At 60.7% G+C, this 25,078-nt stretch carries 22 protein-coding genes; 14 read left to right on the plus strand and 8 right to left on the minus strand.

Annotated elements, in window-relative coordinates; genetic code table 11:
* Positions 1-39 precede the first annotated feature (39 nt).
* Entirely contained in the window at positions 40-1,047 is a 1,008-nt protein-coding gene (locus MD273_RS05520; RefSeq protein ID WP_239036757.1) for a hypothetical protein, read from the minus strand.
* Between the two features lie 180 nt (positions 1,048-1,227).
* Between MD273_RS05520 and MD273_RS05525 the strand changes: the two genes are divergently transcribed.
* Complete coding sequence (locus MD273_RS05525; RefSeq protein ID WP_502846046.1) at positions 1,228-2,964, plus strand: autotransporter assembly complex protein TamA; 1,737 nt, start codon at positions 1,228-1,230, stop codon at positions 2,962-2,964.
* Entirely contained in the window at positions 2,961-6,707 is a 3,747-nt protein-coding gene (locus tag MD273_RS05530) for a translocation/assembly module TamB domain-containing protein (protein ID WP_239036758.1), read from the plus strand. The genes MD273_RS05525 and MD273_RS05530 overlap by 4 nt, the downstream gene beginning before the upstream one ends.
* Before the next feature lie 7 nt (positions 6,708-6,714).
* Here the strand turns inward: MD273_RS05530 and MD273_RS05535 are convergent, their stop codons facing one another.
* Genes MD273_RS05535 through MD273_RS05545 form a run of 3 tightly spaced genes read right to left on the minus strand, consistent with a single transcriptional unit; the run spans position 6,715 to position 9,157 of the window.
* Positions 6,715-7,398: an SIMPL domain-containing protein gene (locus MD273_RS05535; protein ID WP_239036759.1), complete on the minus strand. Its 684-nt coding sequence runs from the start codon at positions 7,396-7,398 to the stop codon at positions 6,715-6,717.
* A 15-nt stretch (positions 7,399-7,413) separates the two neighbouring features.
* On the minus strand, positions 7,414-8,163 hold the full coding sequence (locus MD273_RS05540; protein ID WP_239036760.1) for a gamma-glutamyl-gamma-aminobutyrate hydrolase family protein: 750 nt from the start codon (positions 8,161-8,163) through the stop codon (positions 7,414-7,416).
* Positions 8,156-9,157, minus strand: a complete 1,002-nt coding sequence (locus MD273_RS05545) for an amidoligase family protein (RefSeq protein ID WP_239036761.1) — start codon at positions 9,155-9,157, stop codon at positions 8,156-8,158. The genes MD273_RS05540 and MD273_RS05545 overlap by 8 nt, the downstream gene beginning before the upstream one ends.
* Before the next feature lie 197 nt (positions 9,158-9,354).
* Between MD273_RS05545 and lexA the strand changes: the two genes are divergently transcribed.
* Together lexA and MD273_RS05555 are read left to right on the plus strand one after the other, a co-directional pair.
* On the plus strand, positions 9,355-9,963 hold the full coding sequence (gene lexA, locus MD273_RS05550) for a transcriptional repressor LexA (RefSeq protein ID WP_239036762.1): 609 nt from the start codon (positions 9,355-9,357) through the stop codon (positions 9,961-9,963).
* A 46-nt stretch (positions 9,964-10,009) separates the two neighbouring features.
* On the plus strand, positions 10,010-10,501 hold the full coding sequence (locus MD273_RS05555) for a cell division inhibitor SulA (protein ID WP_239036763.1): 492 nt from the start codon (positions 10,010-10,012) through the stop codon (positions 10,499-10,501).
* A 34-nt stretch (positions 10,502-10,535) separates the two neighbouring features.
* On the opposite strand, the gene MD273_RS05560 is transcribed toward MD273_RS05555, so the two are convergent.
* Together MD273_RS05560 and MD273_RS05565 are read right to left on the minus strand one after the other, a co-directional pair.
* Positions 10,536-10,796, minus strand: coding sequence for a hypothetical protein (locus tag MD273_RS05560; protein ID WP_239036764.1), 261 nt, complete (start codon positions 10,794-10,796; stop codon positions 10,536-10,538).
* A gap of 49 nt (positions 10,797-10,845) precedes the next feature.
* On the minus strand, positions 10,846-11,358 hold the full coding sequence (locus MD273_RS05565; protein WP_239036765.1) for a DUF6586 family protein: 513 nt from the start codon (positions 11,356-11,358) through the stop codon (positions 10,846-10,848).
* Between the two features lie 195 nt (positions 11,359-11,553).
* On the opposite strand from MD273_RS05565, the gene MD273_RS05570 reads away from it, so the two are divergent.
* From MD273_RS05570 to MD273_RS05590, 5 genes are all read left to right on the plus strand, one after another.
* Complete coding sequence (locus MD273_RS05570) at positions 11,554-12,912, plus strand: DUF1329 domain-containing protein (RefSeq protein WP_239036766.1); 1,359 nt, start codon at positions 11,554-11,556, stop codon at positions 12,910-12,912.
* Between the two features lie 336 nt (positions 12,913-13,248).
* The gene (locus MD273_RS05575; RefSeq protein ID WP_239036767.1) at positions 13,249-14,700 is read left to right on the plus strand and encodes a sigma-54 dependent transcriptional regulator; all 1,452 of its coding nucleotides are present in this window, start codon (positions 13,249-13,251) and stop codon (positions 14,698-14,700) included.
* A 123-nt stretch (positions 14,701-14,823) separates the two neighbouring features.
* Complete coding sequence (locus MD273_RS05580; protein ID WP_239036768.1) at positions 14,824-15,129, plus strand: STAS domain-containing protein; 306 nt, start codon at positions 14,824-14,826, stop codon at positions 15,127-15,129.
* Positions 15,126-16,868, plus strand: a complete 1,743-nt coding sequence (locus tag MD273_RS05585) for a PP2C family protein-serine/threonine phosphatase (protein WP_239036769.1) — start codon at positions 15,126-15,128, stop codon at positions 16,866-16,868. The genes MD273_RS05580 and MD273_RS05585 overlap by 4 nt, the downstream gene beginning before the upstream one ends.
* A complete protein-coding gene (locus MD273_RS05590) occupies positions 16,858-17,205 on the plus strand; it encodes an Hpt domain-containing protein (protein ID WP_239036770.1) in 348 nt (115 codons plus the stop codon). The genes MD273_RS05585 and MD273_RS05590 overlap by 11 nt, the downstream gene beginning before the upstream one ends.
* A 51-nt stretch (positions 17,206-17,256) precedes the next feature.
* On the opposite strand, the gene MD273_RS05595 is transcribed toward MD273_RS05590, so the two are convergent.
* Positions 17,257-18,513, minus strand: a complete 1,257-nt coding sequence (locus tag MD273_RS05595) for a uracil-xanthine permease family protein (protein WP_239036771.1) — start codon at positions 18,511-18,513, stop codon at positions 17,257-17,259.
* Positions 18,514-18,515: 2 nt separating this feature from the next.
* On the minus strand, positions 18,516-19,154 hold the full coding sequence (gene upp, locus MD273_RS05600; protein ID WP_239036772.1) for a uracil phosphoribosyltransferase: 639 nt from the start codon (positions 19,152-19,154) through the stop codon (positions 18,516-18,518).
* 167 nt (positions 19,155-19,321) lie between these two features.
* Between upp and MD273_RS05605 the strand changes: the two genes are divergently transcribed.
* From MD273_RS05605 to ccmB, 5 genes are all read left to right on the plus strand, one after another.
* A complete protein-coding gene (locus MD273_RS05605) occupies positions 19,322-20,128 on the plus strand; it encodes a MinD/ParA family ATP-binding protein (protein ID WP_239036773.1) in 807 nt (268 codons plus the stop codon).
* Positions 20,129-20,162: 34 nt separating this feature from the next.
* On the plus strand, positions 20,163-22,445 hold the full coding sequence (locus tag MD273_RS05610; RefSeq protein WP_239036774.1) for an ATPase, T2SS/T4P/T4SS family: 2,283 nt from the start codon (positions 20,163-20,165) through the stop codon (positions 22,443-22,445).
* Positions 22,442-23,551 (plus strand): ATP-binding protein, encoded by a 1,110-nt coding sequence (locus tag MD273_RS19055; RefSeq protein WP_285229115.1) that lies wholly within the window; start codon positions 22,442-22,444, stop codon positions 23,549-23,551. The genes MD273_RS05610 and MD273_RS19055 overlap by 4 nt, the downstream gene beginning before the upstream one ends.
* 176 nt (positions 23,552-23,727) lie before the next feature.
* Positions 23,728-24,366 (plus strand): cytochrome c biogenesis heme-transporting ATPase CcmA, encoded by a 639-nt coding sequence (ccmA, locus tag MD273_RS05625; RefSeq protein WP_239036775.1) that lies wholly within the window; start codon positions 23,728-23,730, stop codon positions 24,364-24,366.
* On the plus strand, positions 24,356-25,078 hold the full coding sequence (gene ccmB, locus MD273_RS05630) for a heme exporter protein CcmB (RefSeq protein WP_239036776.1): 723 nt from the start codon (positions 24,356-24,358) through the stop codon (positions 25,076-25,078). The genes ccmA and ccmB overlap by 11 nt, the downstream gene beginning before the upstream one ends.

A 25,078-nucleotide genomic window follows, 5' to 3' on the forward strand; every position in this document is an offset into this window, starting at 1 on the left:
GTTGACTCTCTTGTTGTTTTTTCGAGTCTTTCTTATACGTTACGGCAGCTGCGCGCGCCAGTGCTTGACCCTGACCTGGCCTTTTATGGCATCTATAATTTCAATGATCAGGTCAATCAGGGCCTGGTTCTGGGTTTCGTCGGCCGCCACCTGCTCCGGACTGGGCAGGAACACGTTTACGATGTCCTCGATGAAGGCGTGGTTCGAGCTGGAGGCGAGGTCCTCGAGGATCTGGTGAATCACGTTGGCGACGATGTCACCAACCGCGTCTTCCAGGGTTTCCTGGATGGTTGGGCCGACAACCGGCAGGTATTTCAGGCGGGATAATTCCAGATTCTGTTTCAGGGCCTGGTCGACGCGGCCTTCGAGGTAATTGCGCAAGGCGCCACGGTTGGGAACATAGCCTTCCTGTGCGGCCTCCGCCACACGACTGGAAATCCATTCCGAGAGCATGTCCCGCCGGGGATACAGGATGTCTTTCTGGATTCGGTCGAACAGGGGAGAGCCACGCCGTACCTCCTCCTGGACGCCGCTGAGAACCTTGAGCACGATACGGTCCGACAGCTCCTCCATGAAGGCTTCATAGTAGAAATTCAGGAACCGGTAGATCCTCGTGCTGGTAATGTCGATGATCTGGTACTGGTGCAGCCGGTAGATGATCGAGATCACCCGCAGAATCCGGAGGAAGCGCAGGCTGCCCACCGGAATGCAGCCCACCAGGTCGTACCAGTGGATGAACGGGTAGAAATACCACCGGTCATAGACGCTGGCCTTGATGGCATAGGCCCAGCGCACGAAAAACTCCGTAAGGAAGATGGCCACAAAGATCAGGTCGTAGAAGATGAAGCGCTCGTGGATAGGGTGGTAAGCGGACTGCAGCGCCGGAGCATGCTCTTTCAGCAGATTCTGTATGGCAACAAAATTGTAGATCGAGTCCCAGATGATGAAGGCCAGGTTCAGGATCAGCAGCCCGAGCATCAGGAAATCGATGATGAACCAGATGAGCTGGTGGCTGGACTTCAGATTTTCCCGGTTGATATGCAGCATGCGATGGCCATTCATCCGATCTTTAGGCTGTGTAAGTCACTGACAGGTTAGCTTATTTGAACCCCGAGCACGACAGGCTCCTCAACTTGACCACCTGAGAGTAAACTTCCAACCTTAGATGGAACGTATCCCCGACCCCATGGAATCACTATCAGCAGCCGGAGTCAGTCTATTAAAGCCATTCTGAGAACGTCCCCCCTATGTCTCCTGGCGCTGCTGGTCGGGTTCTGGCCGGTTGCAGCTTTTGCCGGGCAGGTTGAGGTTCGGGTCGAGGGCGATTACCCGGAACTGCAGGCCAATGCCGAGGCGTTCATTGGTGAGGTGGACGGGCGCAGCGAGGCAAACCTGAAGCGCTACGCTGCAACGGCTGTTCGTCAGGCCAGCGAGGCGCTGCGCGCCCTGGGTTACTACGATCCCCGGATAGACTGGCGCCTGGAGTCAGGCGACGATGAGGAACTGGCTGTGCTGATTCTGGAGATTGAACCGGGGGAGCCGGTGAGAGTGACCTCCCGGGAAGTCGATATCCGCGGTGCCGCGGCGGAGGATCCGGAATTCATGGATGGGCTGCCCGATACGCCGGCGGTGGGCGATGTTCTGGATCACGGTGAGTATTCCAGTCTCAGGAGTGCCATTCAGACCCGGGCCCGGCAGCGTGGCTACTTCGGGGGCCAGTTTGTGACCCGGACGCTGAAGGTCAACCCGGAGGAGCGCAGCGCCGCGATCAAGTTGGTGTTCGAGTCCGGTGAACGGTACCGGTTGGGTGAGGTGACCTTTGAGGAGGGACACTGGTTCGAGACATCCCTGCTGGAAGATTTCGTCACCTTCGAACCGGGCACTCCCTATCACACGGATCTTATTGCCCAGCTGAACCGGGACCTGTCCAGCAGCGGGTATTTTTCCGGAGTGGATGTAGATGCCGTCCCGGGGAATGCAGTTGATGGAGTCATTCCTGTGAGCGTTGCCGTGACCCGTCGGGCGCCCCGTTCAGTGGCCGCCGGTGTCGGCTTTTCCACGGACGTCGGCCCGCGTCTCCGGGGTACCTGGCGCGAGCACTGGATCAATCCGATGGGGCACAAGCGGGGTGCCGAAACCGAGATTTCCCAGCCGCGGCAGAATCTCAGCACCTGGTATGAATTGCCTCTGGATCCTCCAATGACCGATCTGATTCGCCTGACGGCGGGGTACCAGCGCGAGGATATCGAGAACGTGGAGTCGGAACTGCTGACCCTTGGACAGCAGTGGCAGCATCAGCTGGACAGTGGCTGGTTGCAGGTCTTGTCCCTCCGCTGGGAGGGTGAGCGTTTCAACATCGGAAATGATGAAAAGGGCACCAGTAGCCTGCTGTTGCCCGGGGTCGGTTATTCCAGGCTCCGACAGGACTCCCCGCTCGACCCTTCCCGGGGCTATCGATTGCAGCTGGATGTGACCGGTTCCCACCGCGCGGTGCTGTCGAAAGTCGATATCCTCCATGTCTATGCCCAGGCCAGGGGGCTGTACACGTTGTTCGGCAATCACCGGTTCCTGGGCCGGTTCCAGATTGGCGCGGTCGGCACCAACCGCTTTGAGGACGTGCCGCCTTCCCTGCGTTTCTTTGCCGGTGGTGACCAGAGTGTCCGGGGCTATGGTTATGAGACCCTGTCCCCGGAGAACGAGAATGGTGTTCCGGTGGGCGGGCGTTTTCTGATGGCGGGCAGTGCCGAATACCAGTACGAATTTGCAGACCGTTGGCGGGCTGCGGTCTTCGTGGACCACGGCAACGCGATAAACGACCCGTTTGATCCCCTGGCCACCGGTGCCGGAATTGGTCTGCGCTGGGTCAGTCCGGTCGGGCCCTTGCGTCTTGATATTGCCAAGGGCCTGGATCCGGAATTCGGCGGAGACTGGCGAATCCACTTTTCCATGGGGCCTGAACTGTGACGGGCGAACATCAGCCACCGGCAACAGCCGACCGAAAGCAGACGCGCAGATGGCATCCGCTGCGCTGGCTGGTCGTGGTCCTTGCCATCATCATTCTGGTGCCGCTGCTGCTGATTGCTGCTGCCTTGCTGGTCGTACGGTCCGAAACCGGTACAGCGTGGATCATTGAGCAGATTCCGGGCCTGACGGTCGTCGACGGCCGGGGAACGCTGCTGGGGCAGTGGCGCGCGACCCGGCTACGGTGGCAGGGCTATGGCGTTAACCTGGAGGTGCAGGAGCCCGTGCTGGACTGGTCGCCCTCCTGCCTGCTGCAGAAACGGTTGTGTGTCGGCACCCTGCATGCCGGGGCCATAGACGTTGAGACGTCACCGTCTGAACAGGCGGACCGGGCTTCAGGCATCACCTTGCCAACGGTCAGCATTCCGCTCTCGCTCGAAATCGCGGATGTACGTCTCGGGACACTCACGACCAATGGAACCGAAATCTGGGACCGATTGGAACTGGATGCCGGTGGGTCCGGCGCGAGCTGGCAACTGGAGCGGGTGCATTACCGGCTGGACGAGTACGCCGTCACTACCCGGGGGCGACTGGAGACACGGGGAGACTGGCCGGTCGATCTTGAAGTCGTTGCGACCCTGCCACCACCACGGGGGGATCAATGGGAGATTTCGGTAAACCTCCTGGGCAGCGTTGAAGATCTGCGCCTTGTGGGCACCAGCAGCGGCTACCTGGACGCCCGTCTCACGGGGCAGGTCGCTCCGCTTGACCCGGCGTTGCCCGCCCGCCTGAAAGTGGTGTCGGATCAGTTCAGGGCTTTGGATGCACTGCCTGAAACCCTTGTTTTCCAGGATCTGGTCGTGGAGGCAAACGGATCGCTGGAGCGGGGCTTTCGCACCGACGGCAAGGCCACGCTCCCGGGTACCGCAGGGCCGGTGGGATTGGCGCTGGCGGGCCAGGTTTCCACGTCCGGCGCAGAAGATATCGAGCTGGTTCTGTCCACGGCAGGCGAAGCGCCCGGGAAAGCCAGTGTCCGGGGTGACCTGAGCTGGGTGGGCGGTTTCAGTGCCGGGGCTGAGCTGAGTCTGGAGCAGTTTCCCTGGTACTCACTGGTTCCAGGTCTGTCCGAACCGCCGGTTGAGCTCGACACGCTGACGGGCAACGTCACCTGGGCCGACAACCGGTATCAGGGATCCCTGCGGGCGGAGACCCGGGGGCCGATGGGTGAGGCAACGGTTGCCGCTTCCCTGGATGGGGATCTCAAGGCCGTCAATATCCGCGAACTTGCGTTGGAGACCGGCGCCGGCTCGGCTGCCGGCCAGGGCCGGGTTGGCTTTGACGGGCCGCTGTCCTGGGAGGCGGCTCTGACGCTGGATAATTTCAACCCCGGATTCTGGGTGCCGGCGCTGGAGGCTTCGCTCAACGGGGACGTCAGAAGCGAGGGCTCCCTGGGACAGGGTGGGTTGCCGGTAATGACAGCGAACTGGGACCTTGAGGGCACCTGGCGCTCTCACGAAACCCTGGCGACCGGTGCCCTGGATACCGCGACCGGCAGCTGGGTGGTGTCCGGACTAGAAGTGGAGGTGGGTGATAACCGGGTTGCGGGCGAGGGCACCTGGGGCCCTGAGCTGGCCGCGGATCTGACCCTGTTGCTTTCGAAGCCGGGTCAGCTTTTTGCCGGCCTGGGCGGCAGGCTTGAGGCGACACTGAACCTTTCCGGCAGTCCGGATGATCCGGTGGCGGACCTGACCGCCCGTGGTCAGTCCCTGGCCTGGCAGGACCGGGTGTCCATCGGAAGCCTGTCCGTGGCCGCCTCCCTGTCCAGAGGCCAGGTGCTGGAGGCCAGGGTGACAGCCGACGCGATCGAGGCGGCCGGGCAGGAACTGGAATTGCTGGAACTGAGTGCCACCGGCACACGGCAGGACCATTCGCTGACGGTGGATGCGCAACATCCGGAAGCTTTGGTGTCGCTGGGTTTTGCCGGAGGGTTTGGCGAAGACTGGCAAAGCTGGCTGGGGCGCCTCGCCGACGGGGATATCGCCATTCCGGAACAGGACCAGCGCTGGCGATTGCAGGCCCCGGCGGAGCTGGCCTGGGAGCAGGATCGCCGGGTGCGGTTTGGCGCCCATTGCTGGGCCTGGCAGCAAAGCTCGGTGTGCGCTCAGGATCAGTTGTTGTATCCACGCCAGGAGATTGCCTACCGGATCAGCCGTTTTCCGACACAGGCCCTGGCACCGCTATTGCCGGAAACCCTCCGGTGGGATTCGGAGCTGAACGCCGAGGTTTCTTTTACCCGGGATGAGGCCGGTCCCACCGGAAGAGTCTATGTCGATGCCGGCAGCGGTGAATTCGAGGTTCTCGTCGATGGCGAATGGGAGGCGCTCGGTTACTCGGCGCTGACAGCCGAACTGGCTCTGCAGCCCGACGTGGCCAATGTGGATGTGCGTCTCGATGGCGATTCACTCGGCAATTTCCGCCTGGATCTTGCGGTGGACCCTGCCAGTCCCGAACGCCGGGTTGAAGGGGAGTTCAGTTTACAGGGCCTTGATCTGGCCCTGGCCGGGGTGTTCAGCGGGCTGCAGGAGGTGGCCGGCGACATCAGCGGCCAGGGACGTTTGTCCGGCCCCCTGATGAAGCCTGAGGTGACGGGGCAACTGACACTGGTGGACGGTCGGGTCATGGACCCGACATTGCCCGTGCCTCTCGCAGACATTCTGCTGCAGGTTGACCTGAACGGTTACTCCGCCGATCTCGCCGGCCGCGTTCGCTCCAACGAACGCAGTCAAACGATCCTCGATGGCAGTTTCGACTGGTCCGGTGCGCCCCGGGGCAGCCTGGCCATCCGGGGTAACCGGATTCCGCTTAACATCGAGCCCTATGCCCGGCTGGAGGTCGCACCGGATCTGGAGGTGACGTTCAGTCAGGGGGATCTGGCCGTGACCGGCGAGGTGGCGGTGCCCCGGGGAAGTATAGAGATCAAGTCCCTGCCGGCCCAGGCGGTCCAGGTGTCCGAGGATGAGGTTATCGTGGGCGTGGAGCAGGAGGAGCGGACCATCCGGTCGATGAATATGGATGTGACCGTCCGGGTCGGTGAGGATGAAGTCACGTTCGCCGCCTTTGGCGTCACGGGCAACCTCGAGGGGACGCTGCGTATCGGTAACGACATGGACACCCGGGGGACCCTGCAATTGGTGGAGGGGCATTATGAAGCCTATGGCCAGGAGCTGGAACTGCGCACGGCAAGACTGCTGTTTGTGGGTAACCTCACCCAGCCGTACCTGGAAATCGAGGCGGTGCGCGAGGTGGGTACGGTTGTGGCGGGCCTGCGGCTGAGTGGACCGGTCCAGTCACCGTCCACGGAAGTTTTCTCCAATCCGGACATGCCGCAGTCCGATGCCCTGTCCTATCTTATCCTCGGCCGCGCGCCCCAGAGCCAGGGCGACGAGGGACAGATGAGCCGGGCGGCGTTGTCACTCGGATTGACCCAGGCCAGCAAGGTTACCGGGGAACTCGGCGAAGAGCTGGGTATCCGGCAGTTGACCCTGGAAGCAGAGGGGGCCGGGGAACAAACCTCGGTGGTGGCCAGCGGATATCTGACCGACGATCTCAGTGTGCGCTATGGCGTGGGGATCTTCGAGCCCATCACCACTGTGGCACTCAGGTATGACCTCGGGAAGTATTTCTACCTGGAGGCCGCCAGTGGTCTGGCGGCCTCCCTGGACATCTTTTACACCCGGGATTTCTGAGTCGGGGTTACTCGAGAGTGAATGTGGCGGAAACCGATGCGGTAATCTCACGGATTCCAACGCTGCTGACCACGTCCTTGGCGGCTCGCGCCTCGGCCATCATCACCGGGGCCGGACGGTAACCACCATTGATGTTCATGGTGACCACCTCGCCGCAGGACTGGCTCAGCTCCCTGGCCACAAATTCGCATCGGGCGCGGGCGTCGGCGATGGCGGCGGCGAGGGCCTCACGTTCCAGTTGCTGCTCCCGGGAATGGTAGAACTGATGCGGGCCGAGATTGTACTCCATGCCTAGCGCCTGGGCCTGCTCCAGCAAGGGGTTGAGCAGGGTCAGGTCGCTGATGCTGAAGCTCACGGTCTGGGAAGCCACCGCCTGTTGGGTCGACTGGCCACCGCGTTCCACCGGCGGAATGGTCCGGGTGTAGAGGTTCAAACGGGCATCGCTGTAATCCTCCAGCTGATCCCGCCAGGGCTTGATGCTGTCCCGCCACTTTTCCATCTGTTCGCCGACCTGCTCGCTGGCCTTGTTCGCGAGCGGATCCTCGGCACTGGCGGTAAATTGCAGGCGGGCGCTGTCCGGTTCATAACGAACCGACCCCTCGCCGGAGAGGGTTAGCTCGCCAGACAGGGCCAGGCCCGGCACCAGGGCCAGAGAGAGGGCGGGGAGCAGAAAGCGGTTCCGTCCGTTCATGTGTGCAGTACTCCTTCAGGGTGCGGTTTTCTGTTGAACCGGACCGGATTCGGGTTCCAGCCGGGCCAGTTTGAACCGGCGGGCAGCGTCGACAAAGTGGCCGAAAATGCGACGATGCCCGCCGTGATAAAGCAGGTACTCCGGATGCCACTGCACACCCATCAGCCACTGGCCGCGGGTATTTTCGATCGCCTGGACGAACAGATCGTTATCCACGGCGACGACCCGGAGGTTCCGTCCCAGGTGTTTGATGGCCTGACTGTGGATACGGTTGGCGCCGATCACCGGCCCATGCATCAACTGCCCCAGCCGGCTGTCGGTGACGAGCCGGACGGTCTGCAGGGGGAGCAGCAGCGGGCGGTGCCGGGTATGCACCCGCAGGGGCGTGACATTCTGGCACAGAGATCCCCCGTGAAATACGTTGATAAACTGCGCCCCCCGGCAGATCCCCAGTACCGGGATACCGATAGCCTCGGCTTCTTCAAGGAGCCGCCGGTCCGTTGCATCCCGTCGGCGGTCGTAACGGGCGGTGACCTGTGGCTCCTGGCCGAAGTTCTCGGGATGCACGTGGGTGCCCCCGGAAAGGACCAGGCCATCAAGCAAGGACACGTCCACACGGGAGCCGGGACGAATGTAGTGGGTACGCGCGCCGTGCATCCGCAGACCCAGACTGATCAGCCGGTGGGCGAGGCTGCGCCGGGCCGGTCCGCTGATCCCGATGGTGACCCCCGGAATTTCCGGGGCTTCGTTGGCAAGTTCAGACATAACCTTTGGTACGCAGCCACTGGTCAGTGGTTTCCTGCCAACTGTGGGTGAGGTTATGGAAACTGAACTTCCGGCTATCCCTGAACAGCGCTCTGAGTTCAGCCAGATCCTCCGCCCGGTTGGCAATCTGTTCGACGACCACCCAGTCATTCCAGACTGAGGAAAAGTGCCATTCGGGGTTGTCGATGTCGCAGTCCGGCAGGCGGTAATGCAGGGTGGGGCGGCTCTTGATACGCGGGTCCCGCACATACCGGTCGAGCAGATCGGCGTTCAGATATGAGAACAACGGCAACAGATCCAGGGCCCGGTTCCGGGTTGGGTTCCATTCCAGGTAATCGCGCATGAGCTGCTCCAGATCCGGCGCGTAATCATCTTCAATCAACTGGTCTGTGTAGCGGTTTGCCCAGGGCTCGATGTAGGTGGTGAACTTGCGGCTGATGTCCAGCTGGTGCCGGGCCTTCAGCCAGTCATACAGCGCGGCAAACGCCTGCAGGTAGCGGACGACCGTCGCAGGCTCCAGATCCGGCAACTCCGGGTTGAGCTGCAGGCCAAAGGCAAAGTAGATCGCCTCGCGGCTGCCAAGGGCGCCAAGCAGGTGCAGTTCGTCAACGAGTCTATCCACCTCTTGCAGGTGGGAAAACGGAATCGGCGGGGTCACGATTTCCAGCGGGACGATCCGCTCGGCGGCGGCGTCAATCACCTCCATGGCCTGGCCTCCCAGTTCCCGAATGCTCTCTGGCAGGCGTGAGTCCGCGAGATCCAGGTCCTTGATCGGGTCGGAGTCAAGCTCGATGGTGAACGGGCCCAGACCGGTTTCGATCCGTGTGACATAACGGGAAACGGCCTCTGCCGGCGCATCCAGCAGGCGTGCAGCATGGTCCACGAGAACGTCATAGCCCAGGCCGGAAAGTTCCACCTCGACGCCAACGCGGCGTTCGTTTCCTTCACTGTTGAGTCGCACGTCCGGTAACGCGCAGGAGCTGGTCCGTGACATCGGGTTCCCTGAGTCGGCAAGCATGGTTCCGCCACCATAACACATCCCTTTGTTGTCCACGGGTTACGCAGGCGACAGAAAATCGGGGATCGGGCTTTACACTGGATAAAACACTGTATATAGTCAATTTACTGTATAAAAAAACAGGCCTCGCCAATGCCGGCGGGCCTGTCATCAGGACTGACCGGAGTAACGGAATGAAACTGACTGCCAGGCAACAACAGGTACTGGATATCATCCGGCGCTATGTCGAGGAGACCGGCTACCCACCCACCCGGGCGGAAATTGCAGCTGAGCTGGGCTTTCGCTCTGCCAACGCCGCGGAAGAGCATTTGAGGGCGTTGGCCCGTAAGGGGGCGATCGAGATGGTGCCCGGTGCCAGCCGCGGTATCCGCCTGCCGGAAGCCGAGGAGGATCTGGGGCTGCCGGTGATCGGTCAGGTGGCAGCCGGTAGTCCGATTCTTGCCCAGGAACACATCGAGGATCACTGCACGCTCCAGCCGGACTTTTTCTCACCATCCGCGGACTACCTGCTACGGGTGCGCGGTATGAGTATGAAGGACATCGGCATTCTCGATGGGGATCTGTTGGCGGTCCACCGTACCCAGGATGTGCACAACGGCCAGGTCGTTGTAGCCCGGGTCGGAGAGGAGGTTACGGTGAAACGTTTCCGCAAGGATGGGAGCAAGGTGTATCTGATTGCCGAGAACGAGGAGTTCGAGCCGATCGAGGTGGACCTGGCCGAGCAGGAACTGTTTATCGAAGGCCTGGGCGTGGGCGTGATACGCCGCTCCGACCTCCACTGAGCCGGGCCAGCCGAACATAATCGATAAAAGAACAAGCGGGTGACTTATGGAACAACTTAGCTTCAACCAGAATCTGGCCTATCAGCAAGGCATCCTGTCCCATTCCGAGCCGTCATCGGGTGTTCCCGGGCGACGTGCCGTCATCCGCGCCCGTCGTAACTCCGAGCCTCGCCCGGCAGAGGTTGCCGGCAATGTGACCGAGATCATCCTGCCACAGGGCCAGGTCGAGAACTTCCAGTTGTTACTGCCAATGCTGACGCAGCTCAATCAGGAAAAACGCTGGCTGGCCTGGATCGATCCGCCCCAGGAGCTGGTGAGCAAATGGCAGAAGATGCACGGCATCGTCACTGGGGAATTGCTGGTGCTGCGCTCAACGCCGGAGTTGCCGGCATTGCAGTTGGCCGAGCGTGCGCTGCGGGCCGGCACCTGCCATGCAGTGGTGATGTGGACCCGTAAACTCGGTCGCTCGGCGCTGGAATCGCTTCAGCAGGCGTCAGCCGAGGGTAGCAGTCACGGGGTAGTGCTTCGCCAGCGTTGAGTGTCAGGGGCAGGCCGGGGTGCCTGCCACCTGTTCAGTGCAGGGTGTAGGAGGGCTGTGGGTCGACGGCCTCGGCTTCGTCCTCTTCCCAGTCAATGTCGTGAGCAATGTCGCCTACCGCTTCAATGCCGGCAGCAATCATGGCCTTGGCAACATTCATGTCGCGATCTTCCATCATTTCCCGGGCTTCCTGGGAGAAGGAGATCCGTACCAGCGGAGCACTGTCGTCGTCGATCCGGCGCAGTGCGTAGTCGCCGTTACTCAGTTGTACTATTTCAAAAAACGATGGTGACATTCGGTAAACCTGTCTGTTGTTGAAATCCGGAATTGCGCCTGGTGATGCATCACCACTCGCTGTGCTGTTCTTCCAGATCGTCGGCAAAATGTTTGAGCGCACCCAGAGTTTTCCGTAAACCGGAAGCTGACCTGTCTGGCCCCGTTTCCGCGGCGACGGCAATGATGTTGTCGTCCGTCACTGTTTTACGGGTTGCCGGCGGGCGGCTTTGGCCCTGTTCCAGCTGCTCCAGGTGATTCCACCAGCTGCCATTCTCCAGGGCGAGGTGTCGCAGGCGGTCGACTTCGCTGGCATCAGCACCAACGAGCGCTGCCAGCTCATCCAGGGTTTCCGGCTCCGCATTCCGCTCCTGGTAGAGCCGGGCGATCATGACCAGTAACAGTTTCCGGCCACGCAACATCAGCTCCACAGCGCCCTGAATGGCAGCTTCCCGACGGAGTGCCTGCTCCGCTTCCGGTGCCGGTTGCCCATTGGCGGCCAATGCCGGCACATCGAGCTGGCCCAGCAGCGTCTTGGCCAGAAACAGTTTTTGTGAGACCAGCGAATGCCATTGCGAGGCCATGCAATACCTGCGATTTCAATTGGATGATCTGGCAGATTGTGTAAACCGGGGATTGTACCATTTGTGCGCAACAATTTCTGCATCTGTCTCAGGAATCGCCGTGCCGTCACAAGAAAATACAAACATTCACTTGAAACGATCGTTTGAATTTGGCAAAAAGCAGCCCGTCTTATGGAACAGCTGGAGATGTCAGGTATGCGAAGCCACATTGTCGCGGGTGCAGCGGCGGTACTGTTCGGATTGTCCGGGCAGGCGCTCGCCAAGGTGAGTGCTGCGGAGGCCGCGAGGCTCGGAAACGAGTTGACGCCGGTTGGTGCCGAACGTGGGGCCAATGCCTCAGGGACCATTCCCGAGTGGGCCGGTGGGCTGAGCACTCCGCCGGCAGGTTGGAGTCGGGGAGAGATCGAGATCAACCCCTTCCCGGGTGACAGGCCGCTGTTTGTCATTACCGGAGACAATCTGGATTTATACCGGGACAAATTATCCGATGGCCACATCCGGATGATCGAGCAGTATGGTCCGGAGTTTTTCATGCCGGTGTACCAGACCCGGCGTACGGCCGCGTTCCCGGAACATGTCTATGAGAAATCGATCGCGAATGCCACTAGCGCAGAGCTGCTGGATAATGGCAATGGCGTTCGCAATACCATCATGACGAGTCCGTTCCCCATTCCCGAGAACGGGCTTGAGGTGATCTGGAATCATATTCTTCGCTATCGCGGGGAAGAGATCTCCTTCCGCAGTGCCTCGGCGACGCCCCAGACTGACGGTTCTTACAATCCGGTCGTCAACGAATACGACTATTTCTTCGCCTATAGCCAGAAGCAAGCCGAACTGGAAGAGATTGACAACAAGATCTTTTACCTCAAGACCAATACGGTGTCGCCGTCTTCACTGGCCGGCACCATAACCCTGGTTCATGAAACACTGGACCAGATCCGCTCGCCACGTCTGGCCTGGCGCTATGATGCCGGTTCCCGTCGACTGCGCCGCTCCCCGAATCTTGCGTACGAGACCGATTTGCCGAATTCGTCCTCCCTGCGTTCCGTTGATCAGAAAGACATGTACAACGGCGCGCCCAATCAGTACGACTGGACCCTGAAAGGCAAGCGTGAGCTCTACGTGCCCTACAATGCCTACAAGTTGCATGGCGATGCGGTGGATGCGGACGATGTGATTCGTCCCAGGCACATCAACCAGAAGCTGACGCGTTATGAGTTGCATCGTGTCTGGGTAGTCGAGGCGACGCTGCGCACGGGTATCAGCCATATATATGCCCGCCGGGTTTTCTATGTGGATGAGGACAGCTGGCAGATTCTGGCGTCCGAAGAGTATGACGAGGAGGGGAACCTCTGGCGGGTGTCCGAGGCCCATAACATCACGTACTACAGCGAACCGGTGTTCTGGACCACCATGGAAATGACCTACGACCTCAAGGCCGGGCGTTATTACATCGATGGTCTGGATGACGGATTCAAACCCTATGACTTCGCGCCCGGCTTCCGTGGCAACGAGTTCACCGCCTCCGCCGCCCGCCGGGCAGCCCGGCGGTGAAAAAGGGATCAGATGAAGGCTTTCATCTGACCCCAATCTGGCGCCATCCACGGATTTCATCCCAACTCCGGGGTCAGAAGAACGCTTTCTTCTGACCCCAAGTTCACCCCGACTTAGCGTAATCCTCAGATCTTCGCCCCAACACCGGGGTCAGAAGAACGCTTTCTTCTGACCCCACGTTCACCCCGACTTGGCGTAATCCTCAGATGTTCGCTCCAGCACCGGGGTCAGAAGAAAGCCTTCTTCTGACCCCACTTTAATACCGTCATAAAATTGACAGTCCTCCCCAAGCCGGCTTAAATAAGATAGAGGTATCAATGGCAACGGAAGGTCAAAATGTCCAAGAATAACAAGGTGCTGGTGCTCAGTGAGGACGAACTGAGGCGGCACGATCTGGTCACGATTCTCGAATTTGTCGGAGAAGGGCAAGTCATTGCCGGCGACGAAGCTTTGGCGCTGTTGGCCAGCGACGATGACCAGCACCAAGGGGAAGTCGGCGTGGCTCTGGTAAGCGGCGAGGGCGGCCAGGTGGCCGAGACCCTGAGGCGCGTGTGCGACACCTTGCCGGGGGTGCCGGTACTGTTGGTGGATAGTGCCGATCCCTCCGCTCTGTCAGATCAGTACGCCAACCGCATCATTGCCCGCCTGGAGTGGCCCCTGAATTACGCCAAGTTTGTTGATTCGCTGTACCGGGCGCAGATTTACCGGGATCAGTCGGACCGTAGTCAGCAGGAACGCGGCCATTTACGGGGATTGCAGTTGTTCCGTAGCCTGGTTGGCACCAGTCGCAAGATCCAGCATGTCCACCAGTTGATGGAGCAGGTGGCGGATATGGATGTGACGGTGCTGATTACGGGCGAATCCGGCACCGGCAAGGAAGTGGTTGCCCGGAATCTCCATTATCATTCTTCCCGACGGGACCATCCCTTTGTACCGCTCAGTTGTGGGGCGGTTCCGCCCGAGCTGCTGGAAAGCGAGCTGTTCGGCCATGAAAAAGGGGCGTTCCCGGGGGCGATTTCCGCGAGGGCGGGGCGCCTTGAACTGGCCGATGGCGGTACCCTGTACCTGGATGAGATTGATGCTCTGCCCCTGCCTCTGCAAGTTAAGCTGCTCCGGGTCCTGCAGGACCGCACATTCGAGCGTATGGGCAGCCATCGTAGCGAGAGCGTCGATGTCCGTATCATTGCTGCCACCGATCGTAATCTTGAGGACATGATCGAGGCCGGTGACTTCCGGGAGGATCTCTATTACAGCCTGAATGTGTTTCCGATCGAGATGCCGGCTCTCCGGGAGCGGGTCGAGGATATTCCCCTGCTGATCAATGAATTGATCTCCCGCATGGAGAAGGAGAAGCGGGGCTCATTGCGTCTCAACTCGGCGGCGATCATGAGCCTGTGCCGGCACGACTGGTCCGGGAACATCCGGGAACTGGCCAACCTCATCGAGAGACTGGCGATCATGCATCCCTACGGCGTGATCGGGGTGCAGGAGCTGCCGAAAAAATTCCGTTATGTGGACGATTACGACGAGAACCGGTCCGTGGAGGATTCCGGTCTGCCATCGGGCGTGCCCGGTCTCGTCGGCCTGGATGCCCCGGCCCTGCTGCCGGTGAACGGTATCGATCTCAAGGAATACCTCTCCAACCTCGAAAAACAGCTGATTCAGCAGGCTCTGGATGAGGCCGGGGGCGTGGTGGCCCGGGCCGCCGAAAAACTCCGTATTCGCCGGACGACCCTGGTGGAGAAGGTGCGAAAATACGGCCTGAGGGAAGAATCCACCGAATCCTGAGTCGCCGGGCCGGCGACAAAAACTCTGTTGTCAGCTATCCTGAACCACAGAAGAGCGAGGCCAACTTTGCTCTGGTCGGATTGGTCACTATCGCTACACGGACTGCTTCTGGAGGTTTTGTGAATGTCCATACAGACGAGCCTCGCCGAGGACGGCAAAACGCTGGTCATCCGGATTGAAGGCCGGTTTGACTTCAGTACACACCAGGCGTTCCGGGATTCCTACGAGCGTGCCGGTCCCAGGGTCACCCATTATGTTGTGGACCTGTCAGACACGACGTACCTCGACAGTTCCGCCCTGGGTATGTTGCTTTTGCTACGGGACCACGCCGGGGGAGACAGCGCCCGGATCTCGATAGAGAACTGCAACAGTGACGTTCGCCGGATCCTCTCCATTTCAAATTTCGAGCAGCTTTTCGCTATCAAGTGACCCAGCGCAACCTGCGAATTCTGATTGCAGATGACAGCGACACGGACCGTCTGATTCTTCAGGCCATCATCAAACGGCTGGGACATCAGGTGATCGAAGCGGCGGATGGGCTCGAAGCGGTGCAGAAATTCCGCGACGAGTGCCCGGATATTGTCCTTCTCGATGCCCTGATGCCCAGGATGGACGGAATGGAGGCTGCCCGGCACATCAAGGCCCTGGCCGGTGAACGCCTGGTGCCCCTGATTTTCCTGACCTCATTGTCCGATGCCGAAGACCTGGCCCGGTGCCTGGAGGCGGGCGGTGATGATTTCCTGACCAAGCCCTACAATCGAGTGATCATCGAGGCCAAGATCAAGGCGTTCGACCGTATGCGGCGAATGCACGATACCCTATCGAGTCAGCACGAGCAGATATGCGAGCGTAATCGGCAACTGCTTGAAGAACAGGCCATTGCCCGCCGGGTATTTGATAATGTGGCCCATACCGGTTGCCTGGACTCGCCCAATATTCGTTACCACGCCTCGCCACTATCGGTATTCAATGGCGATGTGTTGTTTGCCTCCCCGCGGCCGGCGGGAGGCATGCTGATTTTTCTCGGGGATTTCACCGGTCACGGATTACCGGCCGCCATTGGTGCGATGCCGGTTGCCGAGATTTTCTACGGAATGGCCCGCAAGGGATTCAGCGGCGCCGATGTGCTCCGGGAAATCAACCAGAAACTCAAGCGCATCCTTCCTACTGGCATGTTCTGTTGTGGGGCCATGGTGGAAGCGGACTTCAAATTGGGACAGCTCCGGGTATGGAACGGGGCGCTGCCTGAGGCCTGGATCATCCGCGGGGAGGGTGAGTCCTTGCTACTCCCGTCCCGGCATCTGCCCCTTGGAATTTTGCCGCCGAAGCAGTTCGAGTGTGTCATGGAGGTCGTGCAGGTTCGCCCCGGCGACAGGTTGTTGGTGATGACTGATGGCGTGCTGGAGGCTGCGAATGACCGTGGAGAGCTGTTCGGCCTGCCCGGAATCCGGCAGTGCCTTGAGCATCGTCAGCCACATACGCATCCATTCGATGCGGTTCTTGAGGCTGTACGCCAGTTCAGTGACAGGGCTGACGAGTCTGACGACCTTACCCTGGTTGGTCTGGATATCACGGATCAGCCCGACCTGCCCGCAGAGCCGGAGCAGCCATCCCTGTCCGCCTTGGCCGGACCTACGGAGTGGCGGTGCGAATATGAGATCCGGGAGCGGACCCTGGGGGATTTCAGTCCGCTGCCCCTGTTGTTGCATATCTGCCTCGAAGTACCCGGTTTGCGCACACGAAGTGGCGAGATCTATACCCTGTTGTCGGAACTTTACAACAATGCCCTGGAGCATGGTGTCCTTCAGCTGCCGTCAGAGTGGAAACACAGTGCGGATGGATTCGGAAAGTATTATTCCGAGCGACAAGCCCGGCTGGCTCGGGTCGACGGTCATTACATCCGGTTCAGTTTGCACCACACCAGGAAACCCGGTGGCGGGCGCCTGCGTGTTGTCTGTGAAGACAGCGGTGCCGGCTTTGATTTCAGCAATCATCCCCTGGTTTCAGGTCGGGATGATGAATCAAGGGCCCCCCGGTATGCCGGCCGAGGCCTGTTACTCTTGAAACGTTTGAGCAGAAGCATCAAATTCCGGGGCAAGGGTAACCACGTCGAAATCATTTATGATTGGAATTTCTCAGCGCACCAGGGGGATGGTGATGACAGATAAACAGCACCTTGATGAAGAAGCTCTGGCGGAACTTCAGGATGTCATGGAGGATGAATTCGATGTCCTGATCCAGACGTACATCATTGACTCCCGGGATCGAATCGCCAGCCTGAAGTCCGCGTTGTCGGCAGGGGACGCGGATGCTTTCGCCAAGACGGCCCACAGTCTGAAAGGCAGTTGTATCAACATAGGCGCGCCCCGGCTCGGGGAGCTGTGTATGGAAGCGGAGCAGGCGGGTAAGGTCTCGGACCTCACTGAGGCCTCGCGCCTGGTCGGGGAAATCGAGGAAGAGTTTGCCGCTGTAATAAGCCTGCTGGAGGGGCTGTTGGTGCGTTGAGCAAGATCCGGAAACCGGCACCCCGGGGCGCCGGTTTCCGCTCAGATGGCCTTAGTCGGCTTTCTGCTCGTAGATCGCCTTGCCCCAGGCCTCTTTGCTGCCGGGCAGAATCAGGTTGAGGACAACCGCCACAACGGCGCACAAGGCGATACCCTCCAGTTGACCGAGCGCCATGTTGCCGATGCCGAACACCAGGGTTACGCCGACAATCACCAGGTTACGTGACTCGGACAGGTCCACCTGATGGCGGATCAGGGTGTTCAGGCCCACGACCGCGATGGAGCCGAACAGCAGGCACAGGATACCGCCCATGACCGGTACCGGAATGGTCTGCAAGGCCGCGCCGAACTTGCCAACAAACGCCAGCACGATGGCCACCACGGCAGCCCACCACATCACCTTCGGATTGAAGTTCCGGGTCAGCATGACCGCGCCAGTCACCTCGGAATAGGTGGTGTTGGGTGGTCCACCCAGCATGGAGGCCGTGCTGGTGGCGAGGCCATCCCCGAGCAGGGTCCGGTGCAGGCCTGGCTTTTCCAGATAGTTCTTGCGGGTGACGTTACCGATGGCCAGGACATCACCGATGTGTTCAATGGCGGGGGCAATGGCCACCGGGATCATGAACAGAATGGCGCTCCAACCGAACTCCGGAGCCACGAAGTCGGGCATGGCGAACCAGGGGGCTTCCCGTACCGGGGTCATGTCCACGATTCCGGCGAACAGGGAAAGGATGTAGCCGGCCGCCACACCGAACATGATGGGGATCAGGCGGAAGATGCCCTTGGCCCAGAGCGTCATGATGATGGTGACCGCCAGGGAGATCATGGCAATCCAGATGGCCGTGTCATAGGGCACCAGTTCGGCAGAGCCGTCACCGGTCTGTCCGGATGCCATGTTCACGGCGATGGGCGCCAGGCCCAGGCCGATGGTCATAATCACCGGCGCGATGACCACCGGCGGCAGCAGCCGGGTGACAAAGCCGGTGCCTCGCAGTTTCACTGCGGCACTCAGGAGGATATAGAGGATACCCGCTGCCATCAGGCCGCCCATGGTCTGCTCCAGCCCGAACTTGCCCTTGGCGGCAATGATCGGAGCAATGAAGGCGAAGGAGGAGGCCAGGAAAATGGGTATCTGTCCGCCGGTCACGACGTGGAAGATCAGGGTGCCGATCCCGGCGGTGAACAGCGCGACGTTAGGATCCAGGCCGGTAATCAATGGCATCAGCACCAGGGCGCCGAAGGCCACCAGCAGCATCTGGGAACCGGCGATGGCCTGTTTCCAGACCGGGTCGTTGGTGTGATCCTGCATGCTCAGACGTCCTTCTGCTTGGTGCCAAAGATCTTGTCGCCGGCATCGCCGAGGCCCGGCAGGATGTAGCCCTTGTCGTTCAGGCGCTCATCCACGGAAGCCGTGTAGATGGAGACGTCCGGATGCTTCTCCAGGACCTTTTCGATGCCTTCGGGAGCCGCTACCAGCACCAGGGCGCGGATCTCGGTACTGCCGGCTTTCTTGAGCAGGTCGATGGTGGAGATCATTGAGCCACCGGTGGCAAGCATGGGGTCAACGATCAGGGCCATTCGCTGGTCCAGTTCGCCCACGAGTTTTTCCAGGTAGGTACTGGCTTCGAGGGTTTCCTCGTTGCGGATCTGGCCAACCACGCTGACCCGGGCAACGGGAATCAGGCTGAGCACGCCGTCCAGCATGCCAAGGCCCGCGCGGAGGATGGGGACGATGGTGACCTTCTTGCCGTGGATCTGCTCCACGTTCACCGGGCCGGCCCAGCCATCGATGGTTTTTTCCTGCAGGTTGAAATCCTTGGTGGCTTCGTAAGTCAGCAGGGCGCCGACTTCCTGTGCCAGTTCACGAAAATTCTTGGTGCTGATGTCTGCGCGGCGCATCAGGCCAAGTTTGTGGCGGATCAGGGGGTGTCGTACCTCGTGGATTGGCATTCGGTCACCTGTGTGTCTGGGATTATCGGATCAAGTTTGACGGGTTTGGGCGTAAATGGCGCAAGGATACCGTATATGAAAAGGCACGTCAGGTATCATGAAATCCCCTGAGTGATGCTATAAGATGGCACTTTCTACGGGTTGCGTGGCAATAGACCAGGAAGACTATGACAACAGCAAATCCGGTTCAGGTCATCGCGGTATCCGGGGGAAAGGGTGGCACGGGTAAAACCAGTCTTTCGGTGAACCTGGCCATCGCCCTGGCGCAAAGAGGTCGGCGGGTTGTGGTTCTGGACGGCGACCTGGGGCTCGGCAATATCGATGTTTCGTTGGGCATCACTGCCAGTCACACCCTGGAGGACGTTCTGCGGGGCGACTGTGAACTCAGGGACGTACTGATGGAGGGGCCGGGCGGCATCCGTATTGTCCCGGCTCCGTCCGGCAGCCTGAGAATGACCCGTCTCGGTGACCAGGAATACGCCGGTCTGATCAATGCCTTCAGTGAGTTGGGGGACGAGATCGATGTTCTGGTCATTGATACCGCCTCGGGGATTTCCGATGCGGTGGTGAACTTCCTTCGGGCCGCCCAGGAGTTGTTGCTGGTGGTCTGTGACGAACCCACCTCCATTACCGACACCTACGCTCTGGTCAAATTGATGAACCGGGACTACGGCATCAACCGCTTCCGTGTCATAGCCAACCAGGTCCGCAACGAGCAGGAGGGGCGCCAGCTCTACGAAAAACTGATCCGGGTCACCGAGCGTTTCCTGGACGTGGCGTTAGAGTATGCAGGTATGGTGCCTTATGACGAGACCTTCAAAAAAGCGGTGCAGCGCCAGCGGGCTGTGGTGGAGGCGTATCCCCGTGCGAGGGCCTCACTGGCCATCAAGGCGCTGGCTGAGAAAGTGGACGGCTGGCCTCTGCCGTCTTCTCCCCGTGGCCACGTGGAGTTCTTTGTTGAGCGACTTGTCTGAGCCCGAACGAGATCTGTTCTGATGGATGCTGGTAATGAATAAATTGTACCCCAGGGCCAATGAGGCCCTGCTAGCTGTTTCCCGCCACGAGTTTGTTGCCTGCTCGGATCTTGCACCCTCTATCACCGGCCACTCCATCCCCCGGGAGGAAACGGTCCGGCATCTGTTGTCCCTGATGCCTGAAATTGCCCCGGACCAGACGGTGATGCACGTCGGTGGTGGCTCGGGTTATCTCACAGCAGTGTTGTCGGAACTCGCGCACCGGGTCATTTATGTGGAACGTAATCCGGTGGTGGCAGAGGCCGCCCGGGAGCGCTTCTTCCGGCTTGGCAAACACAATGTCGATGTGGTGGTTGCGGATATCGAGAACGCCCCGGAGCAGGATGTGTTATGCGATCTGGTGCTTTGCACCACGTTTCTGCCCCGGCGTGATGTGGTGTTGCCGTTTTTGCGGAACCAGGGCCGGTTGATCTGTCTGGAGGGCAGGGCGGGGCCGGTTCCGAGTCTGGCAATGTTCGAGAAGCAGGGTTTTGGTCTGGTCCGGTCGCGCACCCTCGGCTGGGTGGATTTCAATCGCAACGCGGAGCAGATCCTGATTGACCTCGGGGTCATCGACGAAAAGGTCCTCGCGGAGGCCAAGGCCGAAGCCGCCCGGACCAATTGCCGGGTGCTCGATCTGGTCCGGCGCAAGCTGAACCTGGAAGAGATTGACCTGTTCCGGACCCTGGCCCAGCAGCGGGGTATGGTGTTCAAGGAGGCGGACGAGCTGTTGCCCGACCTGCACCCGGCGCTGTTCCGCCGTTTCTCCCGCACCTTCCTCGACCTTTCGCGATTGCTGCCGGTGGCCGAAGCCGATGGCAAGATCACCGTGGTCACCGATGATCCCGATGCCCGCACCGACCAGCTGGAGCGGCTGACCCAGAAGTCCGTGATTGAATGCCTGTTGGTCACCCCCACGGATTTCCGCAGGATCTGGTCTGCACTGGACCTGACCGCCCAGGGCAAGCAGTTCGTGGCGGATCACGGGCCGGATCATGAGGAGCATCCGGACGCGCGCGCCGATACCTCCGGCACCCTGGGGGAGCATGGTGGTAACAAGCACGTGAGCCCCTATCTGGTCTCGGTCTACGAAGCAATTCTGCTGGATGCGGTCAGCGAGAAGGCCAGCGATATCCATATCGAGCAATACGGCGAACGGGTGCGCATCCGTCTTCGGGTAGACGGCGAATTGCATGACCTGCCCCAGTACCAGCTCACGCCCCGGGAGCTGCGCGGTGTGATCAATGTGATCAAGCTGCGCGCCGAGTTGAATATTGCCGAGCACCGGCTGCCCCAGGGTGGCCGATCCCAGCTTCGGTTGGGCGAGGCTTCCTACGACCTCCGGATCCAGACCCAGCCGTCTCTGCATGGAGAACACGCGGTCATCCGATTACTGCCCCAGACCGGGCGCGCGATGACCATTGCAGAACTGGGAATGTCCAGGGCTATCGGCGCCCGTTACCAGCGCCTGCTGGATAACCCAGCGGGGCTGGTACTGGTGGTTGGCCCGACGGGTTCGGGCAAGTCCACGACCCTGTATGCCGGCCTGCAGACCCTGGCGGACGATGGACGGCGCAAGGTCATCACTGTCGAGGATCCGATCGAGTATTCCATCGACAACATCCAGCAGACCCGGGTCCGTGGCGAGATCGGTTTCGGCTTTGCCGATGCCATGCGGGCCTTTGTCCGCGAAGACCCGGATGTCATTCTGGTAGGGGAGATCCGGGACCAGGAAACCGCGCTCGAGGCCATTCGGGCTTCCCAGACCGGTCACGTGGTGTTATCCACGCTCCATTGCAACGATGCGGTGGATTCGTTGCAGCGCCTTTACGACCTTGGTGTCCATCCCAACTCTATCGCCGGCGAATTGCTGGCGGTGATTGCTCAGCGACTGGCCAAACGCATCTGCCGGCATTGTCGCCAGCCGGCCGAGGCCGATCCTGCCATCCTGGCCGAGTTGTTCCCGGATGGGGCGCCGACGGATTTCCGCTGCTTTGAAGGGGAGGGCTGCGATAAGTGCAATGGCCGTGGCACCCACGGGCGGGTGGCCATTGTCGAATACATGGAGGTGGATTCGGACATTCGTAATGCCATCTCCAGCCAGCCGCCCATCGGAGAGCTACGCTGGCGGGCCCTCGATGCCGGCCTGGTCACCATGCGTGACAGTGCCCTGGATCATGTAATCGAAGGGGTGATTCCCTTGTCTGAACTGCCGCGTATCCTGCCAAGGGAGCGCATGGCACCGGAAGTTCGTGGCGGCCGCAGGAGTTCCCGATGACAGCCAGCAAAACAACACACAAGCACAAGGCCGCCCAGCGTGAGCCGGCCGAGGTCACCTACGCCGCGGAACTGGAGAAGCTCGCGGCCCTCGACGAGGGGCCGGTACCACCGGGCTGGCGAATGTCCCCCCGGGCAGTGGAAAAGTTTGTCATGGGCGACGACGAACTGGGCATCGAGCGTAAGTTCGTGGCAGACCGGGCCATGGTCGTCCGTATCATCATTTCCCTGTGTACCAGCCGCGGGTGCCTGCTGGTCGGGGAGCCCGGCACTGCCAAGTCCTGGTTGTCCGAGCTCCTCGCCGCTGCGATTTCGGGTGGTTCCACCCTGACGTTGCAGGGCGGCGCTGTCAGCCAGGTCAGCCAGCTGCTGTACAGCTGGAACGAGGCGATCATCAAGAATGAAGGACCCTGCCTCAAGGCCCTGGTGCCCAGCCCGTTGCTGCGCGGGATGATGGAAGGGCGGCTGGTCCGGTTCGAGGAAATTGCCCGCTGCCCCCAGGCACTGCAGGATGCGCTGCTGTCGGTGTTGTCCGACCGGGTGGTCATCATTCCGGAGCTGGCGGGAGATGAGGGGGTCATCCTGGCCAAGGAAGGGTTCAATGTCGTTGCCACTTCCAACAGCATTGACGAAGGCGTGCATGCCATGAGTGCTGCCCTCAAGCGCAGGATGGATTTCGAGGAGATCCGGCCGATCCGCAACCTGGCCGACGAGCTGGATGTGGTGGTCAGGGAGGTCCGCAAGGCCAATGCCGGTGCGGGTGTCTCGGTGGAGCCGGATCCCCGGGTGCTGGAGGTGCTGGTTACCATGTTCCATGAGTTGCGCAATGGCCAGACTCTCGACGGCCGGAGCACGGACCGTCTCGCCGGTGCCGCCCTGTCCACGGCGGAAGCGGTTGCCGTGGCCCATGCGGCGAGTCTCAACGCCTGGTATTACGGTGGCGAAGCGATGACGGTGGAACAACTGATGCACCATATCATCGGTTCCGCGCTCAAGGACCAGCCGGAGGATCGTCGTCGCCTGCGGCATTACTTCGAGACTGCCGTCGCCACCAGGGACGGAGACAACTGGAAACAGGCGTGGGCGTTGCGCTCGCTGATCCAGTAATCTGCCGTGCCGGCGGTGGGTGGCAAATTGATACTGGGCAAGAGTAATCCGTTAAAGCTTTGGTTATAATACGCGCCGCCGGCAATCCCTGCCGCCAATGATGTCTGCACCCGCCGTGTCAGTCATGAATACACCCGGTGCCGCAACAACGCGCATCGCCTGGATTCGGGGCCCTGATGTCTGAGCCGTTACTACAGGCTGTCAATCTCCAGTGTGAACGGGACGAGCGGATACTGTTCCGCGACCTTTCCTTTTCCGTAATGCCCGGTACTGTGACCCGTGTCGAGGGGCCCAATGGCTCGGGCAAGACGACCCTCCTGCGCATCCTCGCCGGCCTCAACGACGCCTGGTCCGGCGATCTTTACTGGTGTGGCCAGCCCAGGGCCGGGCAGCGGGAGAGTTTTTTGCGTAACATGCTCTACCTCGGTCACCGGCCCGGGATCAAGCCGCTGCTCACGCCCCTGGAAAACCTCCGGGCGCTGATGGCCGGTCGCCGGCCGGTATCCGATGAGGTTCTGTCCCGGGCGCTCGAGGGCACCGGGCTGGCGGGTTTCCAGAAGGTGCCCTGCCGTAACCTGTCGGCGGGCCAGCAGAGGCGAGTGGCGCTGGCTCGGCTGCTGGTTGCCGACGAGCCCCTCTGGCTCCTGGACGAGGTGTTCACGGCGATCGATTCCGATGGCGTCAAGGCGATCGAGGCACTCCTGCAGCAACGGGCGGCGGAAGGTGGCGCGGTGGTCGTCACGACCCACCATAACCTGCAGCTGCCCGGTATGCAGCGGATCGTGCTCGGGGGAGGGCAGGTCGATGACGAGTAACCCTGTCCGGGTGCAGCCGGTTAACGAGAGTATCGGCGTGGCCGCTGCCATGAAGGCAGTGTTCATGCGTGATATCAAGGTCGCTTTCCGGCAGCGCCAGGATCTCCTCAACCCTCTGTTGTTTTTTGTGATGGTGGTAACCCTGTTCCCACTCGGGGTTAGCCCGGAAGTGTCATTCCTGCGAGAGTCGGGTGCGGGTATCCTGTGGGTGGCAGCATTGTTGTCGGTATTGTTGTCCCTGGATCACCTGTTCCGCCACGACTTTGATGACGGAACCCTGGAACAGCTGGTACTGCAGCCGCAGCCGCTGTTCCTGCTGGTGCTGGCCAAGACGCTTGCGCACTGGATGCTCACCGGCCTGCCGCTGGTGATTCTGACGCCGGTTCTCGGGGTTATGGTGCATCAGCCGGGGAACTCTATCGGCATTCTGTGTCTAACGCTGCTGATCGGTACGCCTGTGCTGAGTCTGATCGGTTCCATCGGTGCGGCGTTGACACTGGGATTGCGATCGGCGGGCGTGCTCTTGTCCCTGCTGATCATTCCGCTGTACATTCCGGTGCTGATTTTCGGCACCGGCACAGTGGCTGCGGCTTCGGAAGGTGCCCCGGTGGGGGCTTACCTGGCACTGATGGGTGCATTCCTGGTGCTGGCACTGACGCTGGCTCCGTTTGCTTCGGCATCAGCGTTGAAAATCAGTATGTCCAATAGCTAA

The sequence above is a fragment of the Marinobacter sp. C7 genome, from assembly GCF_022343555.1.
Lineage (GTDB): Bacteria > Pseudomonadota > Gammaproteobacteria > Pseudomonadales > Oleiphilaceae > Marinobacter.

Excerpts from the sequence above, each read along its gene's own strand:
- MD273_RS05520 (WP_239036757.1), bottom strand. The coding sequence starts at position 1,047 with ATGCTGCATATCAACCGGGAAAATCTGAAGTCCAGCCACCAGCTCATC.
- MD273_RS05535 (WP_239036759.1), bottom strand. The coding sequence starts at position 7,398 with ATGAACGGACGGAACCGCTTTCTGCTCCCCGCCCTCTCTCTGGCCCTG.
- MD273_RS05540 (WP_239036760.1), bottom strand. The coding sequence starts at position 8,163 with ATGTCTGAACTTGCCAACGAAGCCCCGGAAATTCCGGGGGTCACCATC.
- MD273_RS05545 (WP_239036761.1), bottom strand. The coding sequence starts at position 9,157 with ATGTCACGGACCAGCTCCTGCGCGTTACCGGACGTGCGACTCAACAGT.
- lexA (WP_239036762.1), top strand. The coding sequence starts at position 9,355 with ATGAAACTGACTGCCAGGCAACAACAGGTACTGGATATCATCCGGCGC.
- MD273_RS05555 (WP_239036763.1), top strand. The coding sequence starts at position 10,010 with ATGGAACAACTTAGCTTCAACCAGAATCTGGCCTATCAGCAAGGCATC.
- MD273_RS05560 (WP_239036764.1), bottom strand. The coding sequence starts at position 10,796 with ATGTCACCATCGTTTTTTGAAATAGTACAACTGAGTAACGGCGACTAC.
- MD273_RS05565 (WP_239036765.1), bottom strand. The coding sequence starts at position 11,358 with ATGGCCTCGCAATGGCATTCGCTGGTCTCACAAAAACTGTTTCTGGCC.
- MD273_RS05570 (WP_239036766.1), top strand. The coding sequence starts at position 11,554 with ATGCGAAGCCACATTGTCGCGGGTGCAGCGGCGGTACTGTTCGGATTG.
- MD273_RS05575 (WP_239036767.1), top strand. The coding sequence starts at position 13,249 with ATGTCCAAGAATAACAAGGTGCTGGTGCTCAGTGAGGACGAACTGAGG.
- MD273_RS05580 (WP_239036768.1), top strand. The coding sequence starts at position 14,824 with ATGTCCATACAGACGAGCCTCGCCGAGGACGGCAAAACGCTGGTCATC.
- MD273_RS05590 (WP_239036770.1), top strand. The coding sequence starts at position 16,858 with ATGACAGATAAACAGCACCTTGATGAAGAAGCTCTGGCGGAACTTCAG.
- MD273_RS05595 (WP_239036771.1), bottom strand. The coding sequence starts at position 18,513 with ATGCAGGATCACACCAACGACCCGGTCTGGAAACAGGCCATCGCCGGT.
- upp (WP_239036772.1), bottom strand. The coding sequence starts at position 19,154 with ATGCCAATCCACGAGGTACGACACCCCCTGATCCGCCACAAACTTGGC.
- MD273_RS05605 (WP_239036773.1), top strand. The coding sequence starts at position 19,322 with ATGACAACAGCAAATCCGGTTCAGGTCATCGCGGTATCCGGGGGAAAG.
- MD273_RS05610 (WP_239036774.1), top strand. The coding sequence starts at position 20,163 with ATGAATAAATTGTACCCCAGGGCCAATGAGGCCCTGCTAGCTGTTTCC.
- MD273_RS19055 (WP_285229115.1), top strand. The coding sequence starts at position 22,442 with ATGACAGCCAGCAAAACAACACACAAGCACAAGGCCGCCCAGCGTGAG.
- ccmA (WP_239036775.1), top strand. The coding sequence starts at position 23,728 with ATGTCTGAGCCGTTACTACAGGCTGTCAATCTCCAGTGTGAACGGGAC.
- ccmB (WP_239036776.1), top strand. The coding sequence starts at position 24,356 with ATGACGAGTAACCCTGTCCGGGTGCAGCCGGTTAACGAGAGTATCGGC.